The sequence below is a fragment of the Nonomuraea sp. NPDC047529 genome (assembly GCF_040642995.1).
Lineage (GTDB): Bacteria > Actinomycetota > Actinomycetes > Streptosporangiales > Streptosporangiaceae > Nonomuraea.
The window spans coordinates 224952-249141 of the sequence record NZ_JBEYTJ010000006.1 but is presented as its reverse complement, the minus strand read 5'-3'; the positions used below and the strand labels follow the sequence as shown (position 1 = coordinate 249141).

At 71.9% G+C, this 24190-nt stretch carries 23 protein-coding genes; 19 read left to right on the top strand and 4 right to left on the bottom strand.

Annotated features, from left to right (window positions below; all coding sequences use genetic code 11):
- Nucleotides 1-14 precede the first annotated feature (14 nt).
- Entirely contained in the window at nt 15-476 is a 462-nt protein-coding gene (locus ABZ815_RS12770; RefSeq protein ID WP_357697088.1) for a nuclear transport factor 2 family protein, read from the top strand.
- A 109-nt stretch (nt 477-585) separates the two neighbouring features.
- Nucleotides 586-1671, top strand: coding sequence for a hypothetical protein (locus tag ABZ815_RS12765; protein WP_357697086.1), 1086 nt, complete (start codon nt 586-588; stop codon nt 1669-1671).
- Nucleotides 1672-1722: 51 nt separating this feature from the next.
- Here the strand turns inward: ABZ815_RS12765 and ABZ815_RS12760 are convergent, their stop codons facing one another.
- Nucleotides 1723-2979, bottom strand: coding sequence for an MFS transporter (locus tag ABZ815_RS12760; protein ID WP_357697084.1), 1257 nt, complete (start codon nt 2977-2979; stop codon nt 1723-1725).
- Entirely contained in the window at nt 2976-3356 is a 381-nt protein-coding gene (locus ABZ815_RS12755; protein WP_357697082.1) for a MerR family transcriptional regulator, read from the bottom strand. Before ABZ815_RS12755 ends, ABZ815_RS12760 begins: the two co-directional genes overlap by 4 nt.
- 287 nt (nt 3357-3643) lie before the next feature.
- Here ABZ815_RS12755 and ABZ815_RS12750 point away from each other — a divergent pair, with 287 nt between their 5' ends.
- Genes ABZ815_RS12750 through glgB form a run of 17 tightly spaced genes read left to right on the top strand, consistent with a single transcriptional unit; the run spans nt 3644 to nt 22532 of the window.
- Entirely contained in the window at nt 3644-3886 is a 243-nt protein-coding gene (locus ABZ815_RS12750; RefSeq protein WP_357697080.1) for a hypothetical protein, read from the top strand.
- A complete protein-coding gene (locus ABZ815_RS12745) occupies nt 3883-4191 on the top strand; it encodes a Nif11-like leader peptide family natural product precursor (protein ID WP_357697077.1) in 309 nt (102 codons plus the stop codon). Before ABZ815_RS12750 ends, ABZ815_RS12745 begins: the two co-directional genes overlap by 4 nt.
- Entirely contained in the window at nt 4188-5717 is a 1530-nt protein-coding gene (locus ABZ815_RS12740; protein WP_357697075.1) for a GMC family oxidoreductase N-terminal domain-containing protein, read from the top strand. Before ABZ815_RS12745 ends, ABZ815_RS12740 begins: the two co-directional genes overlap by 4 nt.
- 6 nt (nt 5718-5723) lie before the next feature.
- On the top strand, nt 5724-7331 hold the full coding sequence (locus ABZ815_RS12735; protein WP_357697072.1) for a GMC family oxidoreductase N-terminal domain-containing protein: 1608 nt from the start codon (nt 5724-5726) through the stop codon (nt 7329-7331).
- A complete protein-coding gene (locus tag ABZ815_RS12730; protein WP_357697069.1) occupies nt 7328-8029 on the top strand; it encodes an EthD domain-containing protein in 702 nt (233 codons plus the stop codon). The genes ABZ815_RS12735 and ABZ815_RS12730 overlap by 4 nt, the downstream gene beginning before the upstream one ends.
- Nucleotides 8026-8853 (top strand): type 1 glutamine amidotransferase domain-containing protein, encoded by an 828-nt coding sequence (locus tag ABZ815_RS12725; RefSeq protein WP_357697067.1) that lies wholly within the window; start codon nt 8026-8028, stop codon nt 8851-8853. The genes ABZ815_RS12730 and ABZ815_RS12725 overlap by 4 nt, the downstream gene beginning before the upstream one ends.
- Nucleotides 8854-8862: 9 nt before the next feature.
- Nucleotides 8863-10503: a thiamine pyrophosphate-binding protein gene (locus ABZ815_RS12720; protein ID WP_357697065.1), complete on the top strand. Its 1641-nt coding sequence runs from the start codon at nt 8863-8865 to the stop codon at nt 10501-10503.
- Nucleotides 10500-11099, top strand: coding sequence for a DJ-1/PfpI family protein (locus ABZ815_RS12715; protein ID WP_357697063.1), 600 nt, complete (start codon nt 10500-10502; stop codon nt 11097-11099). The genes ABZ815_RS12720 and ABZ815_RS12715 overlap by 4 nt, the downstream gene beginning before the upstream one ends.
- 8 nt (nt 11100-11107) lie before the next feature.
- Nucleotides 11108-12910, top strand: coding sequence for an AGE family epimerase/isomerase (locus ABZ815_RS12710; protein ID WP_357697061.1), 1803 nt, complete (start codon nt 11108-11110; stop codon nt 12908-12910).
- A gap of 11 nt (nt 12911-12921) precedes the next feature.
- On the top strand, nt 12922-13281 hold the full coding sequence (locus ABZ815_RS12705) for an STAS domain-containing protein (protein WP_357697059.1): 360 nt from the start codon (nt 12922-12924) through the stop codon (nt 13279-13281).
- Nucleotides 13278-15410, top strand: coding sequence for a glycogen debranching protein GlgX (glgX, locus tag ABZ815_RS12700; RefSeq protein ID WP_357697057.1), 2133 nt, complete (start codon nt 13278-13280; stop codon nt 15408-15410). The genes ABZ815_RS12705 and glgX overlap by 4 nt, the downstream gene beginning before the upstream one ends.
- Nucleotides 15411-15429: 19 nt before the next feature.
- The gene (locus ABZ815_RS12695) at nt 15430-15750 is read left to right on the top strand and encodes an anti-sigma factor antagonist (RefSeq protein WP_352329001.1); all 321 of its coding nucleotides are present in this window, start codon (nt 15430-15432) and stop codon (nt 15748-15750) included.
- A complete protein-coding gene (locus ABZ815_RS12690; RefSeq protein ID WP_357697055.1) occupies nt 15734-16165 on the top strand; it encodes an ATP-binding protein in 432 nt (143 codons plus the stop codon). Before ABZ815_RS12695 ends, ABZ815_RS12690 begins: the two co-directional genes overlap by 17 nt.
- A 9-nt stretch (nt 16166-16174) precedes the next feature.
- Entirely contained in the window at nt 16175-17347 is a 1173-nt protein-coding gene (locus ABZ815_RS12685; protein ID WP_357697053.1) for a PP2C family protein-serine/threonine phosphatase, read from the top strand.
- A complete protein-coding gene (locus tag ABZ815_RS12680; RefSeq protein ID WP_357697051.1) occupies nt 17344-18651 on the top strand; it encodes an NDP-sugar synthase in 1308 nt (435 codons plus the stop codon). The genes ABZ815_RS12685 and ABZ815_RS12680 overlap by 4 nt, the downstream gene beginning before the upstream one ends.
- A gap of 3 nt (nt 18652-18654) precedes the next feature.
- Nucleotides 18655-20637 carry an alpha-1,4-glucan--maltose-1-phosphate maltosyltransferase gene (locus ABZ815_RS12675; protein ID WP_357697049.1) on the top strand — a complete coding sequence of 661 codons (1983 nt, stop codon included), beginning with the start codon at nt 18655-18657 and terminating at the stop codon, nt 20635-20637.
- Nucleotides 20637-22532, top strand: a complete 1896-nt coding sequence (gene glgB / locus ABZ815_RS12670; RefSeq protein ID WP_357697046.1) for a 1,4-alpha-glucan branching protein GlgB — start codon at nt 20637-20639, stop codon at nt 22530-22532. Before ABZ815_RS12675 ends, glgB begins: the two co-directional genes overlap by 1 nt.
- Here the strand turns inward: glgB and ABZ815_RS12665 are convergent.
- Together ABZ815_RS12665 and ABZ815_RS12660 are read right to left on the bottom strand one after the other, a co-directional pair.
- On the bottom strand, nt 22515-23153 hold the full coding sequence (locus ABZ815_RS12665) for a response regulator transcription factor (RefSeq protein WP_357697043.1): 639 nt from the start codon (nt 23151-23153) through the stop codon (nt 22515-22517). The two genes, glgB and ABZ815_RS12665, sit on opposite strands and share 18 nt — an antisense overlap.
- Nucleotides 23131-24012 (bottom strand): ATP-binding protein, encoded by an 882-nt coding sequence (locus ABZ815_RS12660; RefSeq protein ID WP_357697040.1) that lies wholly within the window; start codon nt 24010-24012, stop codon nt 23131-23133. The genes ABZ815_RS12665 and ABZ815_RS12660 overlap by 23 nt, the downstream gene beginning before the upstream one ends.
- Nucleotides 24013-24190 lie beyond the last annotated feature (178 nt).

The window sequence follows — 24190 nt, the reverse complement described above, 5'->3', positions numbered from 1 at the left end:
GTGAGAGGAGAGCGATGTCGGATCTGACGGCTGAGCGACTGGCGGCGGCACACCAGGCGTTGCGCTCCGGCGACCGCGAGCGCGCGCTGGAGTACTGGCACCCCGACGTGCGGTTCCAGTCCCCCGGCAACCACCCGTACGCCGGATGGCACGACGGCCTCGACGCCTTCATGGGCTTCATCAAGACCTGGCAGCGGCTGGCCGGCGGCACCCTGCGCATGGAGCAGATCGCCTGCCTGGTCAACCCGGTGGACGGCTACACCATCGACGTCAACCGGTGCACCGCGGTGCGCAAGCGCACCGGCTCGGACGGCACCTCCTTCTACGAGCACCTGCAGATGGAGGGGGTGGACCTGATGCGGTGGGAGAACGGCCGCGTCGTGGAGGGCCGCGGCGGCATCTTCGGCGACGGGACCGCCAACTTCAGCTCCTTCTTCGGCCCGATCGGCCCCGACGGGCGCAGATCCGACGACTGAGCGGGCAATCCGGGCGGGCCGGTGACGACCGGCCCGCTTTCTCATGCCCGCGGTCGGCCCTCGCCGCCTTTGTGCCCTTTTCCCCAGGAACGCGCCCACAGGAGAAGACATGACCCGTTTCCGTGGCGTCCTCCGCGCCTCCGCCGCCGCCCTGGCCGTCACCGCCGCGCTGGCGGCGGCCGCACCGGCCCAGGCCCTCCTGGCCCCCGCCGTCCGGGCCGTGGACCCGCCCGGCGACCCCACCACCCTCTGGAACGTGGACGTGCTGGACGCCACCCACGCCTACGCCGTCGGCTGGCGCGGCTACGACGGCTCGCCGGACACCTCCGTGCTGCGCTGGGACGGCTCGGCCTGGAGCAGGCTGCCGCTCACCGCCGGGTACGACGTGCCCAGCCCGTGCTGCGTCGCGGCCGTCGCACCGGACCAGGTGTACGTGACCGGCAGCCGGAGCATCGCCGACGTCTCCTGGCCGCGCTCGGCGTACTGGAACGGCTCGGCCTGGTCGGAGATCCCGCCGCCGCCCGGCTGGACGCCCCCGCTGCCCGGCGACGAGTGGACCGGCCCGATCGCCGCCGCCAAGGACGGCTCGCTCTGGTCGATCAGGTTCAGGAACACCGGCGGCACCGACATCCTGCGCCTGCGCCAGGGCGTCTGGACCGTCTACCCGCGCACCGAGAACCTGGGCCTGCTGCGCGCCGTCGACGGCGGCGACCAGATCGTCTTCGCCGCCGAGAACGGCGTCGTCCTGTGGGACGGCACGGCCCTGCGCTCCCTGGGCAGGCCGGGCCTCAGCCCCAGAGGCGTGTACGTCGAGGGCCCCGGCCGGATCTGGGTCAGCGGCTACCAGCCCCGCCCCAACCGGCCCGCCACCCCCGCGATCGCCCGCTACGACGGCGCCCGCTGGACCGTCTCGGCGCTGCCCGGCGACCCCGGCAACGGCTCGGCGAGCATCAGCGGCGACGGCGAGGGCCACCTCGTCGTCCCCACCGGCGGCGGCACCACCGCCCCCGCCTACCTGTACTTCGACGGCACCTCGTGGACCCGGGTCAGCGGCCCGGCCCGCCCGTCGGCCGGGTACGCGGGCGCGTACGCGGTGGACCGCGTCCCCGGCACGTCCACGATCCTGTCGGTGGGCGGCGCCAACGTGACCAACCTGACCGGGTTCGCGATCAGTGAGCTGATCAGCCCCCGCTGAGCGGGCCGGCGCGGACCCCCGGGCGGGGAGGGGCGGCAGGCCCCTCCCCGCTCACGCGCGCCCTGACGCCGCCGGGGTACGGCCCGCGCGGACCTCCGCGAGCAGCGTGCCGGCCAGCAGCAGCGCCGAGGCGGCCGTCAGGACGACGCCCAGCCGGTGCAGGCCCTCGTCGGTGGCGCGCTCGCCGTAGGTCACGCTGATGAGCAGCGCCGAGCAGATGGCCCCGGCGTACTGCGAGGTGCGCAGCAGGCCGGCGGCCATGCCGATCTGGCCCGGCGGCGCCTGGGCGTACATGGCGGCCTGGTTGCCCACGATGTTCAGCCCGTTCTGCACCCCGAAGACCATGCTGAGCAGGCACAACGACAGGATGGACGCCTCGCCGTCGAGCGCCGGCAGCCAGGCGCAGCCCGCCAGCAGGAACGCCGCGCCGGCCGGCAGCATCCAGCGCGCCCGGCCCGAGGCGCCGTCGGCCCGCGCGGCCAGCCCCGAGACCACCGCGCCCACGGCCGAGGTGGGCATGAGCAGCAGCCCGGCGACCGCCGCCGTCAGCCCCCTGCCCTGCTCCAGCCACTGCGTCCAGCCGTACAGGAAGCCGTAGGTGGCCATGAACGTCACCGCGTTGCGCAGGTAGGTCACCAGCAGCGGCCGGTTGCGGGCCAGGTCGCGCAGGCTGCCGCCGCCGCCCGTACGGGCGGGCTCGTACGGCTCGTCGCGCGGCAGCCACACCAGCGCCGAGACCACCCCGGCCGCGGCCATCGGCAGGTTGACCAGGAAGATCCAGCGCCAGCCGCCGAGCGCGTCGAGCAGCCCGCCCAGCGGCGGCCCGAGCACCATGCTGACCTGCCCGGCCATGGCCAGCGCGCCCATCACCGAGGCGGGCGCGGCCCCGCCGGACCGCTCGGACCTGCGGCGGACCATGCTCATGGCGGCCGGGTAGGCGGCCGAGGTGCCGAGGCCGATCACCACGCGGGCGGCCACGAGCAGGCCGAGGGTCGGCGCCCAGTAGCCGAGCAGCCCGCCGGCCGCGACCGTGACCAGCCCGGCCAGGTAGACGCGGCGCGGGCCGAGCCGGTCGGCCAGCCGGCCCAGCACCGGCTGGCCGACCGCGGTGGCCAGGTACAGGCCCGACACCAGCCAGGACGTGGCGTCCGCGCCCACGCCGAAGTGGTGGGCGATGGGCACGAGCGCGATGGCGATGATCGAGGAGTTGATCGGGTTCAGCAGCGAGCCGACCGAGACCGCCGTGACGAAGCGGGGGCCGAAGGGTGCCTGGCCGGGCTCGCTGTCCGGCCGGGGCGGCGCGGTCACAGCTGGTACTTCTCCTCAAGCTTCTCGTAGATCTCGATCTTGTAGTCGATGGCGGCCAGGTCGTCCTTGAGCTGGGAGATGCGCTTGGCCACCTCCTCGCGGTGGGTGAGCAGGATCTGCTTGCGCTCGGCCGCGGTGCTCTCGCCCGCGCGGACGAGTTCGGCGTAGCGGCGGACGTCGGCGATGGACATCCCGGTGCCCCGCAGCCTGGTCAGGAACCGGATCCAGGCCAGATCACGTTCGGTGTAGCGGCGGTGCCCGTTCCCGCCGCGCGGCGGCGTCTCCCGCATCAGGCCGGCCTTCTCGTAATAGCGCAGCGCGTGGGCGCTGAGGCCGGTCTCGGCTGCGACTTCCGCGATCGTCAGGCTCTGACTCATACCGATCATTGTCGCCCTTCGAGCGCGATCCAAGTCAAGTGCATTCGGCCGAATTCCGGTGAATGCGAGCCCGGACTTGACGGAGTGGGATCGGCTACCTCCATACCGCCCGGTCACCACCGGGCGGCGCGTTGACGCGTTTCCCGGCGGCTGGACATGATTTCCCCGTAGCGCCGGACGAAATGGTGGTGCCAATGGCGAAGAGCGAATTCGTGAGATTCCTCGGCGACCTCCGGGAGAATCCGCAAAGACGCGCTGAGTATAGCGCGAGAAATCTCAGTCAATTGTTGTTCCACGCATCCGACGAGGGCTTCCGGTTCACCGCCGAGGAGCTGGTGTCGGTGGTCGGGGCCCTGGAGATCGAGGTCATCGTCGCCAAGGACGGCGAGCCCGTCGACGGCGGCAGCACGCTCTGGCGGCACATGTGGGGCAGGCGGTACCTGGACTACCTCCTCGATCACGTGGTGGCCAGGTTCGGCGAGGAGGAGCTGCGCGGGTTCGCGGCCGACGAGAGGCGGCCGGTGGCATGAGCGGGACGAACCTGATCGCGTTCCTGCGCCTGGCGGGCTCGCGTCCCGACGTGCTGGAGTCGCTGAAGGCCAAGAGCAAGGCGGAGGTCGTCGCGGCCGCGGCCGGGCACGGGCTGCCGTTCACCGAGGCCGACTTCGACGGCGTGGTGTGGGAGCTGGAGGAGCGGCTGGCCGACCTGCGCGGGGAGCCCTTCGACGCCACCTTCCCGCTCTGGCGGACGATGTGGGGCCGGCACTACCTGGAGTTCCTGGTCGGCGACCTGCTGCCCGCCCTGGAGCGGGCCCGGCTGCTGGAGTCGTCGTGAGCGCCTACGACTACATCGTGGTGGGCGCGGGCAGCGCCGGCTGCGTCCTGGCCAGGCGGCTGCTGGACGCGCTGGGCTGCCGGGTGCTGCTGCTGGAGGCCGGCGGCCCGGACGTCGCCGAGTCCGTGCACCGCACCGACGTGCCGTCGATGACCTCGATGTGGGGCTCGCCGGAGTTCGTGTGGGACTACGCGACCACCCCGCAGCCGGAGCTGGGCGGCCGGGTCGTGCCGATCCCGCAGGGCCGCGTGGTGGGCGGCGGCAGCTCGGTCAACGCCATGATGTACGTGCGGGGCAACCGCCGCGACTTCGACGGCTGGGCCGCGCTGGGCAACGACGGCTGGTCCTACGACGAGGTGCTGCCCTACTTCAGGCGTTCGGAGGACTACCCGGGCGGTTCGCCGGAGTACCGGGGCAGTGGCGGGCCGCTGAAGGTCGTCGACTACGGCTCGCCGTCGGACGCCTCGCGGGCCTTCGTCCGGGCGGCGATCGCCCGCGGCCGCGCCGACGGCACCGGCGACTACAACGGCCCCCGGCAGGAGGGGCTGGCCTTCTTCTACCAGTCCACCCGGGACAAGGACGACCGCCGGTCCAGCACGTCGGAGGCGTTCCTGGCGCCGGTGCTGGGCGAGCCCGGTCTGACGCTGGAGACCGGCGCCGTGGTCACCCGGCTCACCGTCGAAGGTGGCCGGGCCGGCGGCGTGGAGTACGTCAAGGACGGGCGTACGCACCGGGCCACCGCCGGGCAGGAGGTCATCGTGACCTGCGGCGCGCTGGGCTCGCCCGCGCTGCTGCTGCGCTCGGGCCTCGGCCCGGCCGCCCACCTGCGCGAGCACGGCGTCGAGGTGGTCGCCGACCTGCCGGGCGTGGGCCGCGACCTGCAGGACCACGTGCTGTTCGGCATCGGCTACGAGAGCCTGCGCGAGCTGCCCTTCCCCGAGCTGCTGGCCGAGGCGGGGCTGTTCACCAACGTCCTGGGCGGCGACGGGCCGGACCTGCAGTTCTTCTTCGGCCCGGTGCAGTTCATCGACGACCGGTACAGGACGGACGGCCCGGGGTTCACCTTCGCGCCGATCCTGCTGCAGCCCGAGAGCAGGGGCGAGGTGCGGCTGCGCCCCGGCGACCCGCTGCGTCCCCTCGTCGACCCGCACTACCTGGAGGCCGGCGCCGACCTGCGGCTGCTGACCGAGGCCGTCGTCCTGGCCAGGGAGCTGGTCTCGGACGCGGCCTTCGACTCCCTGCGCGGCCGGGAGCTGGCCCCGGGGCCCGGCGTGACGAGCCCGGCGGACCTGGCCGCATACGTGCGGGCCAGCGCCTCGACCGTGTGGCACCCGGCCGGCACCTGCCGGATGGGCCGCGACGGCGAGGCGGTCGTCGAGCCCGACCTGCGGGTGCGCGGCGTGGACGGGCTGCGCGTGGCCGACGCCTCGGTCATGCCGGTCATCACCCGGGGCAACACCAACGCGGCCACGATCATGATCGCCGAGAAGGCCGCCGACCTGGTCGCCGCATCGGCACGGAGGTGAGCTGAGATGACACAGACCTTCGACTTCGTCGTCGTCGGCGGCGGCACGGCCGGATCGGTCGTCGCCGCCCGGCTGAGCGAGCTGCCCGGGGCCCGCGTGCTGGTCCTGGAGGCGGGCGACACGAAGATCACCGACGCGGTCGAGGACCCCGCGCGGTGGAACGAGGTGCTGCTGACCGAGCTGGACTGGGCGTACATGAGCGAGCCTCAGCCGGGGCTCGGCGGGCGCCAGGTCTACTCGGCGGCGGGCCGCGGCCTGGGCGGGACCTCGAACGTCTATCACATGATCCACACGCGCGGCCGTCCGGCGGACTTCGACGCCTGGGCCTACGACGGCTGCCCCGGCTGGTCCTTCGCCGACGTCCTGCCCTACTTCCAGCGCCTGGAGGGACAGCGGGACGCCACCAACCCCACGGCCGGCCATGAGGGCCCGATCAGGATCGTCAACGCCCGCGACATGGGCAACCCGGTCTCGCGGACGTTCGTCGAGGCCTGCGTGGAGCTGGGCTACCCGCAGGTCGAGGACTTCAACGCCGACAGCTTCGGCGTGAGCTGGCACCACGTCGACATCGACGTGGAGAAGGGCACCCGCTGCGGCGTGCGCGCCGCCTACCTGGAGCCCGCGCTGGAGCGGCTCAGCGTCGAGGTGGGCGCACTGGCAACCCGGCTGCTGTTCGAGGGCGAGCGCTGCGTGGGCGTGGAGTACCTCAAGGACGGCGAGCTGCGGACCGTCAGGGCCGAGCACGAGGTGATCGTCACCGCGGGCGCGATCCAGTCGCCCAAGCTGCTGCAGCTGTCCGGCATCGGCGAGGCCGGGGAGCTGGCCGCGCTCGGCATCCCGGTGGTCGCCGACCTGCCCGGCGTGGGCGCCAACTTCCACGACCACCCGCTGGTCATCGGCCCGATCGGGTACATGGACAAGGCGGCGCCCGACCCGCGCGGCCAGGTGACCGAGGTCGGGCTGTTCTGGGGGTCGGAGCCGGGGCTGCCGGTGCCCGACATGGAGATCTGCCTGGTGCACCGGGCGCCGTTCGGCGACCAGTTCTTCGCCAACGTCATCAAGCGGGTGGAGACCGGGCAGCCGCTCACGCCGGTGCGCGAGCTGGTCGACCCGAAGATCGTGCTTACCCTGCCGGGTCTGGTCCGGCCGCTGTCGCGGGGCAGCGTACGGCTGGCCGGCACCGACCCGACGGCCTACCCGAGGGTCAGCGCGAACTACTTCGGCGAGCGCTCGGACCTGGAGCGCACGGTGGCGATGGTGGAGATCGCCCGCGAGATCTACGCCAGCTCCGCCTTCCGGCGCGACTGGGGGCTGACCGAGGTCGCGCCCGGCCCGGACGTGCGCACCCGCGAGCAGCTCAGCGCGTGGGTGACGGAGAACGTCGGCTCGTACTACCACTTCGCCGGCTCCTGCAAGATGGGCTCCGACAGCCTCGCGGTGGTGGACACCCGGCTGCGGGTCCGCGGCGTCGAGGGGCTACGCGTCGCCGACGCCTCGATCATGCCGACGATCGTCTCGGCCAACCCCCACACGACCACCGTGATGATCGGCGAGCGCGCCGCCGAGTTCGTCGCGGCGGACTTCCGCCCGGCCCGACAGGAGGCTACGCGATGATCCACCAGTTCATCTTCGGCGCTCCCAAGCCCGGCTTCACCGCCCAGCAGTTCCAGGACTACTGGGTCAACGTGCACGCGGTGAAGTTCGCCGGCAAGATCAAGCAGATCAGGCAGTACCTGGTCGACACCCGCATCCCCTTCGACGGCGACGTCGGCCGGCCGGCGCTGCCGCACCAGGGCATCGCCGAGATCTGGCTGCGGAACGCCGAGGAGCAGCTCGCCTCGCTGCAGAGCGAGGAGTTCCTCCAGGGCGCCCGGCTGGACGAGCCCAACTGGGCGGCGTTCTGGTCCACGATCGTGGTCGACACCGTCGCCCACGAGCTGGTGCCCGGCCCCAAGCCCCGGCCGGAGAGCTGGGTGAAGGTCACCACGCTGATCAAGCGGCGGCCCGGCCTGCCGCTGGACACCTACCGCAAGCAGTCCCTGGAGTCCTACGCCGCCGCGGTGGCCGGGCTGCCGGGCCTGCGCAGGCACCTGCACTGCCACACCGTGGACGGCGCGTACACCTTCGGCGAGGCCGGCTTCGACGCCGTGGACCAGCTCTGGTTCGACGACGTGGACGCGCTGCGCGCCGCACTGGCCTCGGCCCACCACGCCCGCCGGGTCAAGCCGGAGCTGGAGGCGATCGCCGACCCGGCCCACGTGTTCTCCATGACCTGCAAGGAAAACTGGATCATCCCCGGGGAGTCGGCATGACCAAGCGCGTTCTCGTGATCCTCTCGGAGTTCGGCTACTGGGGGGAGGAGCTCGTCGGCCCGCTGTCGGCCTTCGACGAGCGCGGCTACGACGTCGTGTTCGCCACGCCGACCGGCAAGCAGCCGCACGCCCTGCCGCCCAGCATGGACAGCGACTACGTCGACCCGCCGCTCGGCCGCTCGGTCACCACGCCCGAGGTGGCCAAGCTGACCCGCGACCTGGACGAGTCCGGCCGCCTGGCCAACCCGCTCAACCTGTCGGCGTGGGCGCCCGAGCGTCCCTACACCAGCAGCCCCGACTACCTGCGCCGGCTGGAGGCCTATCACCGGGCGGTGGCCAAGCTGGAGGCCGAGCTGGTGCCCTACGACGCGGTGCTGATCGTCGGCGGCAGCGGGCCGATCGTGGACCTGGCCAACAACGAGCGGGTGCACGAGATCGTGCTCGCGTTCGTCCGGGCGGGCAAGCCGGTGGCCGCCGAGTGCTACGGCGTGGCCTGCCTGGCCTTCGCCCGCGACTGGGAGGACCGCAAGAGCATCATCTGGGGCAAGCGCGTCACCGGTCACTGCAAGGAGTACGACTACAAGGACGGCACCGGGTTCCTCGGCGTGCCCGACTTCAACATGGGGCCGCCGCCGTACCCGCTGGAGTACATCCTGCGGGACGCCACCGGGCCCGAGGGGCGCTACGTCGGCAACTTCGGCCGGGAGACCTCGGTCATCGTGGACTTCCCGTTCGTCACCGGCCGGTCCACGCCCGACTCGTTCCTGACCGGGCAGAAGATCGTCGAAGTGCTAGAGGGCGGCCTGCGCCGCTTCGGCTGGTGATGGCGGGCCATGGCCAGGGACGGCAACACCGCGATCATCGAGCAGTTCCTCAGCGACGGCATCACGTACATGTTCGGCAACCCGGGGACGGTCGAGCAGGGCTTCCTCGACGCGCTGGAGGGCTTCGAGGACTTCCACTACATCCTCACCCTCCAGGAGACGGTGGCGGCCGGCATCGCCGACGGCTACGCCCGCGCCACGGGCGGTCCGGCGCTCCTGCAACTCCACAGCGGCGTGGGGCTGGGCAACGCGATCGGCATGCTGTACCAGGCCAAGCGGGGGCACTCCCCGCTGGTGGTCGTCGCGGGTGAGGCCGGGGTCGGCTACGACGCGATGGACGCCCAGATGGCCGCCGACCTCGTGGCCATGGCCCGGCCCGTCACCAAGCACGCGATGCGCGTCATCGACCCGGGCTCGGTGCTGCGGGTGCTGCGGCGGGCGGTGAAGATGGCGATGACGCCGCCGCGCGGCCCGGTCTTCGTGGCGCTCCCGCTCGACGTGCTGGACCAGCCCAACCACGAGCCGGTCGAGCCGTCGGTGGTGCCGCACTCGGCCGTGCTGCCCGCCCCCGAGCTGGTACGCCGGGCCGCCGGGCTGCTGTCCGGCGCCCGGTCCCCGATCATCCTGGCCGGCGACGGCGTGTCGGTCTCCGGCGCGCAGGCGGAGCTGACCCGGGTGGCCGAGCAGCTCGGCGCGGACGTGTGGGGCGTGGAGTTCTCCGAGGCGAACATGGACGGCCGCCACCCGCTCTTCCGGGGCCAGCTCGGCCACATGTTCGGCCAGGTCAGCGCGGACGCGGTCAAGGACGCCGACGCCGTGCTGGTGGTGGGCACGTACCTGTTCCCCGAGGTGTTCCCCTCGCTGAGCAGCCCGTTCGGCAAGGACGCGCGGATCGTGCACATCGATCTGGACTCGTACGAGATCGCCAAGAACCACCCGGTCACGCTGGGCCTGGTGGCCGACCCGCGGCTCACGCTGGCGGCGCTGTCGGCGGAGCTGGAGGGCACGCTGAGCGGGGCCGACCGGCAGGCGGCGGCGGCGCGGCTGGCCCGGCGGACGGCCGCGCCGCGCCCGGCGCCCGCCGAGGACTCCATCCTCAACGCGTTCATGCGCGAGCTGGCCGCGCGGGCCCCCGAGGACGTGATCGTCTTCGACGAGGGGCTGACCGCCTCCGGCGTGATCGGCTCCTACTTCCCGCCGCGCGGGCCGGGGAGCTGGTTCCTGACCCGCGGCGGCTCGCTGGGCGTGGGCATCCCGGGCGCGATCGGGGCCAAGCTCGCCCACCCGGACCGCACGGTGATCGGCTTCACCGGCGACGGCGGCAGCATGTACACCTTCCAGGCCCTGGCCACCGCCGTCCGGTACGACGTCGCCGCCAAGTTCGTGATCTGCAACAACCACAGCTACCGGCTGCTGGACAACAACATCGAGGAGTACTGGCGCGGCCGGGGCATCCCCGGTCACCGTTTCCCTCGCTCCTTCGACCTCTCCTATCCCGATCTCCAGTTCACCGACCTGGCCAGGGGCTGCGGCGTGGACGGGCTGCGGGTGGAGAAGGCCGACCAGATCGAGGAGGCCGTCGAGCGGCTGCTCGGCCACGACGGCCCCTTCCTCATCGACCTCGTCACCGAACCGGGGAGGCCATTGTGAGCGGCATCGAGCCACGGGCCGGCGCGGCGCTGAACGGCCGCAAGGTCGCCGTCCTGATGGAGAGCGACTACGTCGAGCCGGAGATCTTCTACTACGAGCGGCGCTTCGCCGAGGCCGGCGCCGAGGTGCACTTCATGACGCGCCTGTGGGGGCAGCCGTCGATCACCTTCACCGGCCACGAGTGGCGGGTGCCGTTCACCGTGGACCGCGGGTTCGAGAACCTCACGGACCGGGAGCTGCGCTCCTACGCCGCGGTGATCGTCCCCTCCGGCATCGTCTCGGACCGGCTGCGCTTCACCGACGACGTCAACCGGCTGGCGCCGGCCACCGCGTTCGTGCGGCGGGCGCTGGAGGAGCCGTCGATCATCACGGGCGTGATCTGCCACGGCCTGTGGCTGATGGCGGCCGCCCCCGAGACGATGCGCGGGCGCAAGGTCGTCGCGCACAACAACCTCGTGGGCGACGTGCGCAACATGGGCGCCGAGTACGTGGACCAGGACGTGGTCATCGACGGGAACCTGATCACCGGGCGCAGCGTGTACCACTGCCATCTGTTCGCCCACACCATCATCGGCCAGCTCGCCGAGACGCTGTAGGAGCAACGATGAACTTCACCTTCATGGACACCGTGGCCGGGCGGGTCGAACGGTTCGACGCCGGCTCCGGCTCCTTCCGGCTGGCGACCATCGACGGCCGCGCGGTCGAGGTGCGCCTGGACGGCGAGGTCTCGGCCGAGGTGCTGCGCAACCTGGGCGAGCCGTACGTGGACGCGGGCGACCACGTGCGCGACATGCTGACGCCGGGCCGGCACCTGTTCGTCTACGGGATCTTCTACCCCGAAGGCGATGAGCCGGTCTTCTCGGCCAAGCGGCTGATCTTCCTGGGCCGCGGCCCGGGCGAGTACCGGTTCGAGCAGCCCGACTGGTGGATCAACCAGCTCGACGAGATCGCCGCGTTCTACCGCCGCGCCCAGTTCGGGCAGGGGCCGGTCGACTTCCGCGACTACCGGACGATCCTGCGCCTGGGCGGCGACAAGACCGCCAGCCACGTGCAGGAGACCGACACGATCTCGCGCCTGGTGTACGGCATGGCCTCGGCGTACCTGCTGACCGGCGACGACGCCTACCTGGAGGTGGCCGAGCGCGGCACCCGCTACCTGCGCGAGCACATGCGCTTCGTGGACCCCGAGAACGACGTCGTGTACTGGTACCACGGCATCAAGGTGGACGGCGAGCACGAGAAGAAGCTGTTCACCTCGGAGTTCGGCGACGACTACGACGCCATCCCGATGTACGAGCAGATCTACGCCCTGGCCGGCCCGACGCAGACCTACCGGGTGACCGGCGACAAGCGCATCGCCTCCGACGTCGACGCCACGCTGCGGCTGTTCGAGAAGTTCTTCCGCGACCACCGGCACGGCGGCTACTACTCGCACGTCGACCCGATCCTGCTCAACCCGCACCACGAGTCGCTCGGGCCGAACCAGTCGCGCAAGAACTGGAACTCCATCGGCGACCACGCCCCGGCCTACCTGATCAACTACTACCTGGCCACCGGCGACGAGCGTCACCTGGAGATGCTGGAGCGCACCTTCGACACCATCGTCGAGCACTTCCCCGAGCCGTCGAGCCCGTTCGTCAACGAGCGCTTCCACGACGACTGGAGCCACGACCTGGCCCACAGCTGGCAGCAGGACCGCGCGGTCGTCGGGCACAACCTGAAGATCGCCTGGAACCTCATGCGCATGAACGGCGCCCGCCCCAAGGACGCCTACCGGGACCTGGCCGAGCACCTGGCCCGCACGATGCCGGCGGTCGGCAGCGACCAGCAGCGCGGCGGCTGGTACGACGTCGTCGAGCGGCACCGGGCCGAGGGCCAGCGGTGGCACCGCTTCGCCTGGCACGACCGCAAGGCGTGGTGGCAGCAGGAGCAGGCGATCCTGGCCTACCTGATCGTCGCCGGCGAGCTGGGCGGCGACGACCACCTGGAGCAGGCCCGCCAGGCGGCGGGCTTCTACAACGCCTTCTTCCTCGACCACGACGAGGGCGCGGTCTACTTCAACGTGCTGGCCAACGGCCTGCCGTACCTGCTCGGGACCGAGCGGTTCAAGGGCAGCCACTCGATGAGCATGTACCACTCCTCCGAGCTGTGCTATCTGGCGACCGTCTACACGCGGCTGCTGGTCAACCGGCAGCCGCTCACGCTGCACTTCAAGCCGGGCCCGGACGCCGAGCGCATCCTGCGCGTCGCGCCCGACCTGCTGCCGGCCGGGCGGGTGCTGCTCACCGAGGCCGAGGTGGACGGCAAGCCGTACGAGGTGCTGGACCCGGTGGCGATGACCGTGGAGCTGCCGGACTCCACCGAGGCCCTGCGCGTCAAGGTGACGCTGACCCCGGTGCAGGAGTGAGCGTGCCGACCATGGAGATCACGACGGACACGATCGGCCCGGTCACCGTGATCGGGCTCACCGGCCAGCTCGACAGCAGGTCGGCGCCGGCCGCGCAGGAGCGCATCCTGTCGCTGCTGCCGGCCGGCCGCCCGGTGCTGCTGGACCTGACCGGCGTCGGCTACCTGTCCAGCGCGGGCCTGCGCACGATGCTGCTGGTCTACCGGCGGGCGCGGACCGTGGACAGCTTCATCGCCCTGGTGGGCCTGTCGGCCGAGCTGCGCGGGGTGATGGCGGCGACCGGGTTCCTGCGCTTCTTCGTCGTCGCCGACTGCGTGGCGGACGCGCTGGAGATCGTCCGGGCCGCCGAGCCGCGGGAGGAGGCCACATGAGCGTCGAGGCGCAGGGCGTGCCCGGCAGGATCGACTCCTTCCCGACGGCCGAGCTGGCCGGGTTCGGGGTGCGGGCGGGCCATCCGATGCCGTTCGGCGCCACGCTGGTGCCCGGCGGGGTGAACTTCTCGGTCTACTCCAGCGGCGCGAGCGCGGTCTCGCTGGTGCTGTTCCGGCACGGCGAGCGGGAGCCGTTCGCCGAGCTGCCCTTCCCCGGCGAGTACCGGATCGGCGGCGTGTGGGCCATGACGGTGTTCGGCCTCGACCACGAAGGCGTCGAGTACGGCTACCGCGTCACCGGCCCGGACACCCCGTCGCCGGGCGACCGGTTCGACCCGGCCAGAATTCTGGCCGACCCGTACGCCAGGACCATGTCGGGCCGGGACGTGTGGGGCGCCGAGGTGGACTGGGACGACCCCTACCCCTACCGGTCGGTGCTGGCCTCCGACGACTTCGACTGGGAGGACGACCGGCCGCTGCGCGTCGCGCCGGAGGACCTGGTCGTCTACGAGCTGCACGTGCGCGGCTTCACGGCGGACCCGTCCTCGGGGGTGTCGGCGCCGGGCACGTACGCGGGGCTGATCGAGAAGATCCCCTACCTGAAGGCGCTCGGCGTCAACTGCGTGGAGCTCATGCCGGTCTTCGAGTTCGACGAGTTCGACATGAGCCGGGTCGACCCGGTCACCGGCGAGCGCCTGTACAACTACTGGGGCTACTCGACGCTGGGCTTCTTCGCGCCCAAGGCGGGCTTCGCGGCCACCGGCAGGTACGGGATGCAGGCCGACGAGTTCAAGAACCTGGTCAAGGAGCTGCACCGGGCCGGGATCGCGGTGGTGCTGGACGTGGTCTTCAACCACACGGCCGAGGGCAACGAGAACGGCCCGACCATCCACTTCCGCGGCCTGGACAACGGCACGTACTACATGCTCACGCCGGAGGGCTACTACTACAACTTCAGCGGCACCGGGAACACCTTCAACTGCAACCACCCGGTGGTGCGCGACTACGTGCTCGACTGCCTGCGCTACTGGGCCGGCGAGTACCACATCGACGGCTTCCGCTTCGACCTGGCCGCGATCCTGGACCGCGGCCAGGACGGCGCGCCGCTGGCGAACCCGCCGCTGATCGAGACGCTGGCCCACGACCCGCTGCTGCGCGACTGCCTGCTGATCGCCGAGGCGTGGGACGCCGGCGGCCTGTACCAGGTGGGCTCCTTCCCCGGCTACCAGCGCTGGTCGGAGTGGAACGGCCGCTACCGCGACGCGCTGCGCCGCTTCCTGAAGGCCGATCCCGGCTCTGCCGGCGAGCTGGCCACCCGGCTGGTCGGCTCGCCCGACCTGTACGCCTCCCGCGGCACGCTCGCCTCGGTCAACTTCGTCACCTGCCACGACGGGTTCACGTTGGCGGACCTGTTCGCGTACGACGGCAAGCACAACGAGGCCAACGGCGAGGACAACCGCGACGGCAACGACGACAACCTGAGCTGGAACTGCGGCGCCGAGGGCCCGACGCGGGACCCGGAGGTGCTGGCGCTGCGCGGGCGGCAGGCCAAGAACGCGATGCTGCTGCTCCTGCTCAGCCAGGGCATCCCGATGATCCTGGCCGGCGACGAGGTCGGCCGCACCCAGCACGGCAACAACAACGCCTACTGCCACGACGGGCCGCTGTCGTGGTTCGACTGGGGCCTGGCCGAGCGCAACGGCGAGCTGCTGCGGTTCGTCCGCGAGTGCGTGGCCTTCCGCGCCGCGCACCCGATGGTGCGCGACCGCCGCCACCCGTGCGGCGACGAGGGCGCCGGCGGGCTGCCGCAGGTGTCCTGGCACGGCGAGCGGGCCGGCGAGCCCGACTGGTCGGAGGGCAGCGCGCTGGTGGCGATGCTGCGCAGCGGCACGGCGGCCGGCGGCGGCGGCGAGCACCTCTACCTGGCCGCCAACGCCCACTGGGAGGCGCGGGAGCTGGAGCTGCCCGCCCTGCCGGACGGCGCGGTGTGGCACCTGTTCGCCGACACCGGCGCGGCCGCCCCCGAGGACGTCCACACACCGGGCCAGGAGCCGCCGCTGGCCGACCAGCGGCGGATCGTCGTCGGCCCGCGGGCCGCGGTCGCGTTGGTCGGCCGCGCCCATCACTGAGATCCATGGAGGAGATCCCATGTCGTTCAACGCGATCCTGACCCACGACGGCAGCACCGCACTGATCACGCTGGAGGGCGAGCTGGACGCCCTGACCGCCGAGACCTTCAGGAGGGAGGTGGAGCGCGCGGCCGAGGCCGCGGCCGAGCTGCTGGTGCTGGAGATGTCGCAGCTCAGCTACATGTCCTCGGCGGGGCTGCGCGGGCTGGTGTTCGCCCGGCAGAAGCTGGCCGACGACGTGCGCATCGTGCTGGTCGGCGCCAACGACGCCATCGAGCAGACCATCCGGCTGGTCGGCTTCCATCACAGCGTGGACTTCAGCGATGCGATCCCAGAGTAGGCAGGCGATGGAGCGGCTCAGGCTCCCCGCCGAGCCCGAGTCGCTGGACGAGCTGATGGCCTACGTGCAGACGTTGAGCGCGCTCGGCGGGCTGACCCGCACGCGCGCCCACTGGCTGCGGCTGGCCGCCGAGGAGCTCATCGTCAACATCATCACCCACGGCCACCGCGACCGGCCGGGCGAGCTGGAGCTGACCGGCGGGGTCGAACCGCGCCGGGTGTGGCTGCGCCTGTCCGACGCGGCGCCGCCGTTCGACCCGACCGCCTATGAGGCCGTTCCCGACCTGGAGCGGCCGCTGGGCGAGCGCCGGCCGGGCGGGCTGGGCGTCTACCTGGCCCGTACGGTCGCCGACGAGGTCCGCTACGAGTACAGCTCGGGTCGTAACGAGACGACCATCATCATGAACCGCGTCTAGGAGGTGCCGATGGATGCGGAGGCGACCCTCGTCGTCAGCGGCCCCTCACCAGCCGCGGAAGAGCTGTGCCTGCTGCTGGCCGCGGACGGCGCCCCGGTGGCCCGGCGCACTCCCGAGCAACTGCTGGCCGAGGCGCCTCCGCCCGCCGACCTGCTGCTGGTGAACGCGAGCCTCGACGTGGAGGTGGTGCGGGAGGTGACGCGGGTCGTCCAGGCCGGCGCGCGGCCTCCGGTCGTGGTCGCGTTCTCCGACGGCGACCTGCGCCAGCTCGCGCCGCACGTGCTGGCCGGGCTGGACTACGTCGTCCCGCCCTTCGTGCCGGAGCTGCTGCATCGCAGGCTGCGGGCGGGACAGGTGTTCGGCCGCCACCCCGGCGCCGAGGGGGAGGCGCTGCTGAAGTACGAGCGCGAGCTGCAGATCGGACGGGAGATCCAGGCGGGCTTCCTGCCCGACGCGCTGCCGGCCCGCGCCGGTTGGCAGCTCACCGTCCGGTTCCAGCCGGCCAGGGAGGTCGCGGGGGACTTCTACGACGCCCTGGAGCTGCTGGGCGGGGCGCGGATCGGGCTGGTGGTGGCCGACGTGTGCGACAAGGGCGTCGGCGCCGCCCTGTTCATGGCCCTGATCAGGACCCTGCTGCGGCACACCGCCGCCCATGTGGAGACCGGCGAGGCCGAGCCCGTCCAGGACGACGTCACGCCGCTGCTGCGCGCGGTGATCGCGACCAACGACTACCTGACCGCCAACCACCTGCGCCAGGGCTACTTCGCCACGCTGTTCTTCGGCGTGCTCGACCCGGTCACCGGCGCGCTCGTCTACATCAACTGCGGGCACAACCCGCCCATCATCCGCCACGCGGGCGGCGGCCACACCCTGCTGCGTCCCACCGGACCGGCGCTGGGGCTGGTGCCCGACTCCGTCTTCGAGGTCGGCAGGGCCCACCTGGACCAGGGGGATCTGCTGTTCGCCTACACCGACGGCGTGCCCGAGGCCAGGGACGAGTCCGGCCGCTTCTTCAGCGAGGAGCTCATGCTGACCCTCGTCTCGCAGCCCGCCACCGGGGCGGACGACCTGCTGGACAGGCTCGAACGGGAGATCAGCGCGCACATCGGGGCCGCCGAGCAGTTCGACGACATCACCATGATCGCTCTACGTAGGACACCCACGGGGAAGTACGGACAATGAACGAGATCGCCGGAATCGCACTGGCGGGCGGACAGGGCCTCCGGGCCCGGCCGCTCACCCTGGAGGCCCCCGGCCACCTGCGGAGCAAGGCCACGGTCTGCTTCGCCGGACGGCCGGTCATCGAATGGCAGATCATGGCCCTGCGCGACCAGGGGGTCAGCGACTTCTACTTGATCGCCAACGGCCGGGAGAACCGCTACCAGGCCAAGGACGTGCTCGGACACGGCGAGGGGCTGGGCGTGCGGGTGCGCTACTCGCGGCCCCGGATGGACTGGACCAACACCGGTTCCGGCGAGGCGACGCTGAGCAGCCTGGACTACTGGGAGCTCGACGGGCTGGCGCTGGTCTTCCCGACCGACTCGCTGTTCGAGTTCGACCTGGCCGAGCTGGTACGCCGCCACCGCGACAGCGACGCGGTGGTCACCGTGGCCGTGGTCGAGCGCCCAGCCGAGGAGGTGGCGGGCAAGTACGGGACGATGGTCACCGACGCCTCCGGGCGTATCCGCCGTTTTGTGGAGAAACCGCCGCTGGCCGAGGTGCACGCCCTGGCCGCCGACCCGGCCCGGGTGCCCGTCAACGCCGGGCTCTACCTGGTCGACTGCGGGCGGCTGCGGAAGCTGGCCGGGGAGCCGGCGCTGACCGAGCTGGCCCGCGACCGGCTCGACTGGGGGCACGACCTGCTCCCGTGGCTGGTGGGCGCCGGGCACCGGGTCGGCATCGCGCCCATCGCCAAGCTGGGCGACCTGGGCAACCTGCGCGACTACCTCGACACGCTGACCGACGCGCTGAGCGGCGGCTACCCGCACGTGCTCAAGGGCATGCTGCGGGCCTACCCGGGCAACGTGCGCATCCACGAGTCCTCCCTGCGCCAGCGGGACGCGACGTCGGGCATGACGCTGGCCGAGAAGATGAGCGCGGGGCTGGTCAGGATCGGCCCGAACGTGCACATCGGCCGGGACGTCGAGATCGGCCCCGGCGTGGTCGTCTCCGACTCCGCGATCGGCGACGGCGTGGACCTGCACACCGGGTGCCGGCTGCAACGGGTGGCCTGCCTGGACGGCGCGATCATCGGGCCGTGGGCCCGGCTCACCGACACCCACGTGGGGACGATGGCCACGGTGGAGTCGTTCGTGGACTGCGTGACCGTGCTGAGCGGCTACAGCGCGCTGGGCAACGGGGTGACGGTCCAGGCCGGCGTGCGGCTGTCCGGGGTGACGGTGTACCCGGGGCTGACCGTGCCGGCGCACTGCGAGGCCGCCGCCGGCACCTCGATCGAGACGCTCGCCGACCTCCAGGACGCGTGACACATGACTGAGACGCTGGTGCTGACCGAGATCTCCGAGATCGTCGCGGGCCGCGTGCCCGTCGTGGGGGTCCGTCCCGTCGTGGCGGGCGGGTGCCGGCCCGCGCGCGCGGTGCCGGGCGAGCCGTTCGAGGTGTCGGCGACGCTGTTCAGGGAGGGGCACGGCGTGGTGGGCGCGAACGTCGTGCTCACCGATCCCGACGGCAAGCAGGCCGCCTGGATCCCGATGGCGGCCCTGTCCCAGGGCTCCGACAGGTACGCGGCCGAGGTGGCGGCGCACCGGGAGGGCGAGTGGACGTTCCGGGTGGAGGCGTGGAGCGACCCGGTCGCGACCTGGCTGCACGTGGCCGAGGTGAAGATCCCCGCCGCGATCGACGTGGCCGTGACGATGGAGGCCGGCGCCCGGCTGCTGACCAGGGCCGCCGCCCAGCCCGAGGTGCCGCCCGCCGACGCCCGGCTGCTGCGGGTGGCCGCCGCGACGCTGCGCGACGGCGAGCTGGACCCCGAGGCGCGGCTGGCGATCGCGCTGGCCGAGCCGGTGCTGCGGACGCTGGCCCGCCGGCCGCTGCGCGACCACGTGACCGTCGGGGAGGAGCTGCCGCTGCTGGTGGAGCGCGAGCGGGCGCTGTTCGGGGCCTGGTACGAGTTCTTCCCCCGCTCCGAGGGCGCCGTGGTCGACCCCACGGGGTGTCACCCGCCGCGCTCGGGCACCTTCAGGACCGCGGCCGCGCGGCTGCCCGCCGTGGCCGCGATGGGCTTCGACGTCGTCTACCTGCCGCCGATCCACCCGATCGGCCTGACCAACCGCAAGGGGCCGGGCAACTCGCCGATCGCCGGGCCGCACGACCCCGGCTCGCCGTGGGCGATCGGCTCGGCCGCGGGCGGGCACGACGCCGTCCACCCCGACCTGGGGACGATCGACGACTTCGACTTCTTCGTGGCCAGGGCCGGCGAGCTGGGCCTTGAGGTGGCGCTGGACTTCGCGTTGCAGTGTTCGCCCGACCACCCGTGGGTACGGGAGCACCCGCGGTGGTTCGAGCACCGGCCCGACGGCAGCATCGCCTACGCCGAGAACCCGCCCAAGAAGTACCAGGACATCTACCCCGTCTCCTTCGACGCCGACCCCGGCGGCATCCTGGCCGAGTCGCTGCGGGTGCTGCGGCACTGGATGGGCCACGGAGTGCGGATCTTCCGGGTGGACAACCCGCACACCAAGCCGGTGTTCTTCTGGGAACGCCTGATCGCCGAGGTCAACCGCACCGACCCGGACGTGCTCTTCCTGGCCGAGGCGTTCACCCGCCCGGCGATCATGCACACGCTGGCCGCCGTCGGCTTCCAGCAGTCCTACACCTACTTCACCTGGCGCAACGCCAAGCCGGAGCTGGAGAGCTACCTGGGCGAGCTGGCCGGGGAGGCGGCGGCGTACATGCGGCCGAACCTGTTCGTCAACACGCCCGACATCCTGCACGCCTACCTCCAGGAGGGCGGGCCGGCCGCGTTCCGGGTGCGGGCCGCGCTGGCCGCGACGGCCTCCCCCACCTGGGGCGTGTACGCCGGGTTCGAGCTGTGCGAGCGCGAGCCGGCCGCGCCGGGCAGCGAGGAGTACAAGGACTCGGAGAAGTACCAGTACCGGCCGCGCGACTGGTCGGCGGACGGCACGCTGGCGCCCTTCCTGACCGCGCTGAACCGGGTCCGGCGCCGCCATCCGGCCCTGCGCCTGCTGCGCAACCTGCGTTTCCAGCACGCCGACGACGACGCCGTGCTGTGCTTCGCCAAGCAGGCCGGGGAGGACACCGTGATCGTGGTGGTCAACCTCGACCCGCACCACGTGCGGCAGGCCACGGTGACGCTGGACCTGCCCGGCCTCGGACCCTCCTTCCGGGTGCGCGACGAGCTGACCGGCGAGGTCTACCAGTGGGGGGCGCGCAACTACGTGCGGCTGGACCCGTCCCGGCAGCCCGCCCACATCCTGACGGTGGAGAGGTGATGGACGTGCTGACCGGCGGGGGCCCGTCCGTGCTGGGCGAGCTGGACCTGCACCTCATCGGCGAGGGCAGGCACGAGGAGCTGTGGCGGGCGCTGGGCGGGCGCGCCCGCACCGTGGGCGGCGTGGCGGGCGTGTCGTTCGCCGTGTGGGCGCCGGGCGCGCGCGAGGTGCGCCTCGTGGGCGACCTGAACGGCTGGGACGGCGCCGGGCACGCGCTGCGCCGGGCGCCCGGCGGCGGCCTGTGGGAGCTGTTCGTGCCGGGGGCCGGCGACGGCTGCCGGTACATGTACGAGATCACCGGCGCGGACGGCCGTACCCGGCGCAAGGCCGACCCGCTGGCCCTGGCGGCCGAGCACCCGCCGCGCACCGCGTCGGTGGTGTTCACCTCCCGGCACCGCTGGCGCGACGGCGCGTGGCTGGCGGCCCGCGGCGACGGCCCGGCCCGCGAGGCGCCCATGAGCGTGTACGAGCTGCACCTCGGCTCCTGGCGGCGCGGCCTGACCTACCGCGACCTGGCCGAGCAGCTCCCCGGGTACGTGCGCGGCCTGGGTTTCACGCACGTGGAGCTCATGCCGGTGGCCGAGCACCCGTTCGGCGGCTCGTGGGGCTACCAGATCTCCTCCTACTACGCGCCGAGCTCCCGCTACGGCACCCCGGACGACTTCCGCGCCCTGGTCGAGGCGCTGCACCTGGCCGGGATCGGGGTGATACTCGACTGGGTGCCCGCGCACTTCCCCCGCGACGACTGGGCGCTGGCCCGCTTCGACGGCGGCCCGCTGTACGAACACCCCGACCCGCTGCGCGGCGAGCACCCCGACTGGGGCACGCTCACCTTCGACCTCGGCCGCCCGGAGGTGCGCAACTTCCTCATCGCCAACGCCCTGTACTGGTGCGCGGAGTTCCACGTCGACGCTTTGCGCGTGGACGCCGTCGCCTCGATGTTGTACCTGGACTACTCCCGCCCGGACGGCGCCTGGCGGCCCAACGCCCACGGCGGCAGGGAGCATCTGGAGGCGATCGCGTTCCTGCGGGAGCTGAACGACACCGTCCACCGGCTCTGCCCCGGCGTGCTGACGATCGCCGAGGAGTCCACGGCGTGGGAGGGGGTGACCCGGCCGACGTCCGCCGGCGGGCTGGGGTTCGACTTCAAGTGGAACATGGGCTGGATGCACGACACGCTCGGCTACATGCGGCGTGACCCGGTGCACCGGCCGTACCACCATCACGCGCTGACGTTCGGGTTGACGTACGCGTACGCGGAGGACTTCCTGCTGCCGCTCAGCCATGACGAGCTGGTGCACGGCAAGGGGTCGCTGGCCGGGAAGATGCCGGGCGACGAGTGGCAGCGGCTGGCGAACCTGCGCGCGTACCTGGCCTTCATGTGGGCGCATCCGGGCAAGAAGCTGCTGTTCATGGGCCAGGAGTTCGCGCAGCACAGCGAGTGGTCCCACGATCGCGAGCTGGACTGGGCGCTGCTGCGCGACCCCCGGCACAAGGGCGTGCGCGACCTGGTCAGGGACCTGAACCGGCACTACGCCGCCACCCCCGCGCTGTGGCGGCAGGACTGCTCCCCCGACGGGTTCACCTGGATCGACGCCGACGACGCCGGTTCCAGCGTCTACTCCTTCGTCCGCTGGGACCGGCAGGGGGCGCCGCTGGTGTGCGTGAGCAACCTGTCGCCGGTGCCGCGGCACGGGCACCGGCTGGCGCTGCCGTCCGGCGGGCGCTGGCACGAGCTGCTCAACACCGACGCCGCCTGTTACGGCGGGGGGAACCTCGGCAACCTGGGCTCGGTCACGTGCACGGAGGGGGGTGCGGTCGCCGAGGTGCTGCTGCCGCCGCTGGCGACGCTCTGGCTGGCCCCCGGAAGGGAGGCGTCAGAGCGTCAGCAGTGAGGCGGCCATGGCCTTGTTCACCGCGTCGAGGCGGGAGGTGGCGTCGAGCTTGGTGAAGATGTTGCGCAGGTGACGCTTGACCGTGCCTTCGGCGATCATCAGCCGGGTGCCGATCTGGGCGTTGCTGAGGCCCTGGGCGGCCAGGGACAGCACGCTCAGCTCCCGCTCGGAGAGCTTGCCGGCGCGCGGCCGGCGGGACATCATCAGGCTCTCCCGCGACACCGACAGGACCACGCGCTCGGCGTCCGCGCAGACGCCGCGGATGGCCTGCACCAGTTCCTCCCGGCCGACGCTCTTGAGCAGGTAGCCGCGCACGCCGTGGGCGATGAGCTCCTGCACGAGCACCGGGTCGTCGTACATGCTCAGCACGATGACGCGGGACCGGGGCGAGACCCGGTGGATGTGCGTGGTGGTGCGCACGACGCCGTCCCCCGGCATCTCCACGTCGAGCACCACGACGTCCGGCCGCAGCGCCTCGGCCGACTTCACCGCCGCGCGCGCGTCCCCCGCCGTGGCGACGACACGAAGGTCGGGTTCGAGCTCCAGCGTCTGCTTGAGCGTCTCCCGCAGGATCGTGTGGTCGTCGGCGATGAGGACGTCAATGCTGCCTTCTCTTTGCATCCGATGTTTCCTTCGGCCGCTCGTCCCGGACAGCCCGGACAGGGGCACGGAAGACGACCTCGGTGCCCTTCCCGGGGGTGCTCTCTATCGTCACCAGGCCGCCCAGAGCGACCCCGCGCTCGCGCATGGAGGTCAGGCCGTTCCCATGTTTCGCGCGCCAGCCCGAGAACCCCCGGCCGTTGTCACGCACAATTGCTGTGATCCGGTCGTGCGCAATCTTGACGCACACTTCGAGCAGGTCGGCGCCCGCGTGGGAGATGCTGTTGGTAATGGCTTCGCGTAATATGAGGAATAACTCGTCCCGAATGTGCGGAGGCAGGCCGTCGACATCGCCGATAAGGGTGATCCGATGCTCCAGCCGAGGGTCCACGACCGTTGTCATGAGCCGCACAAGCGCTTGCTCCATTCCCGGCCAATGGGCATGAACGCGCAGGTCGGATAAGACGTCACGGATTTCCTGGTGAGCCCGGAGCAGCGCCGCCTTCGCTTCTCTCACATGCACCGGGAAACTTCCCCTGCCACGTGCGTGCCCGATTTCGGCGAGCTCCAGCTGCCGGCTCGCCACGCTGATCTCGTGGCCCACCCGGTCGTGCAGGTCGCGGGAAATTCGCCGCCATTCTCGCGCGTCGGCGCGGCCGCCGTCCATTAGCGCGGTCAAGGCTCCGCCGGAAGGCTCCGTAGCGGCCTTGAGCCGGGCCACGATCAGGTCGAGGAGCTCTTCCGCCAACTCCGTGCACTCGTCCGGAGCGGCACCGGAAGTTGATTCTTCAATTTCGCCGCACAGCTGTGCCAAGATCTCAGCCTTATGAGCTTCGATCCGTTCGGCTATCACAACCGTGGGCTGGATGTTGCATTGCACTGGTCATCCCCCGTAGTGTGTGTCGCCTTACCCAGTCACCGGCGCAGATCCCCGCATCATATGATCACATGATTCCGGCGGATGCAAGAGTGCACTCCAGACTCATCGGGCCTCCGATCCATTACCCGCACGCCTGACTGAGGCCGCATGTGACGTAATACCGGGTTATCGAAGAGCA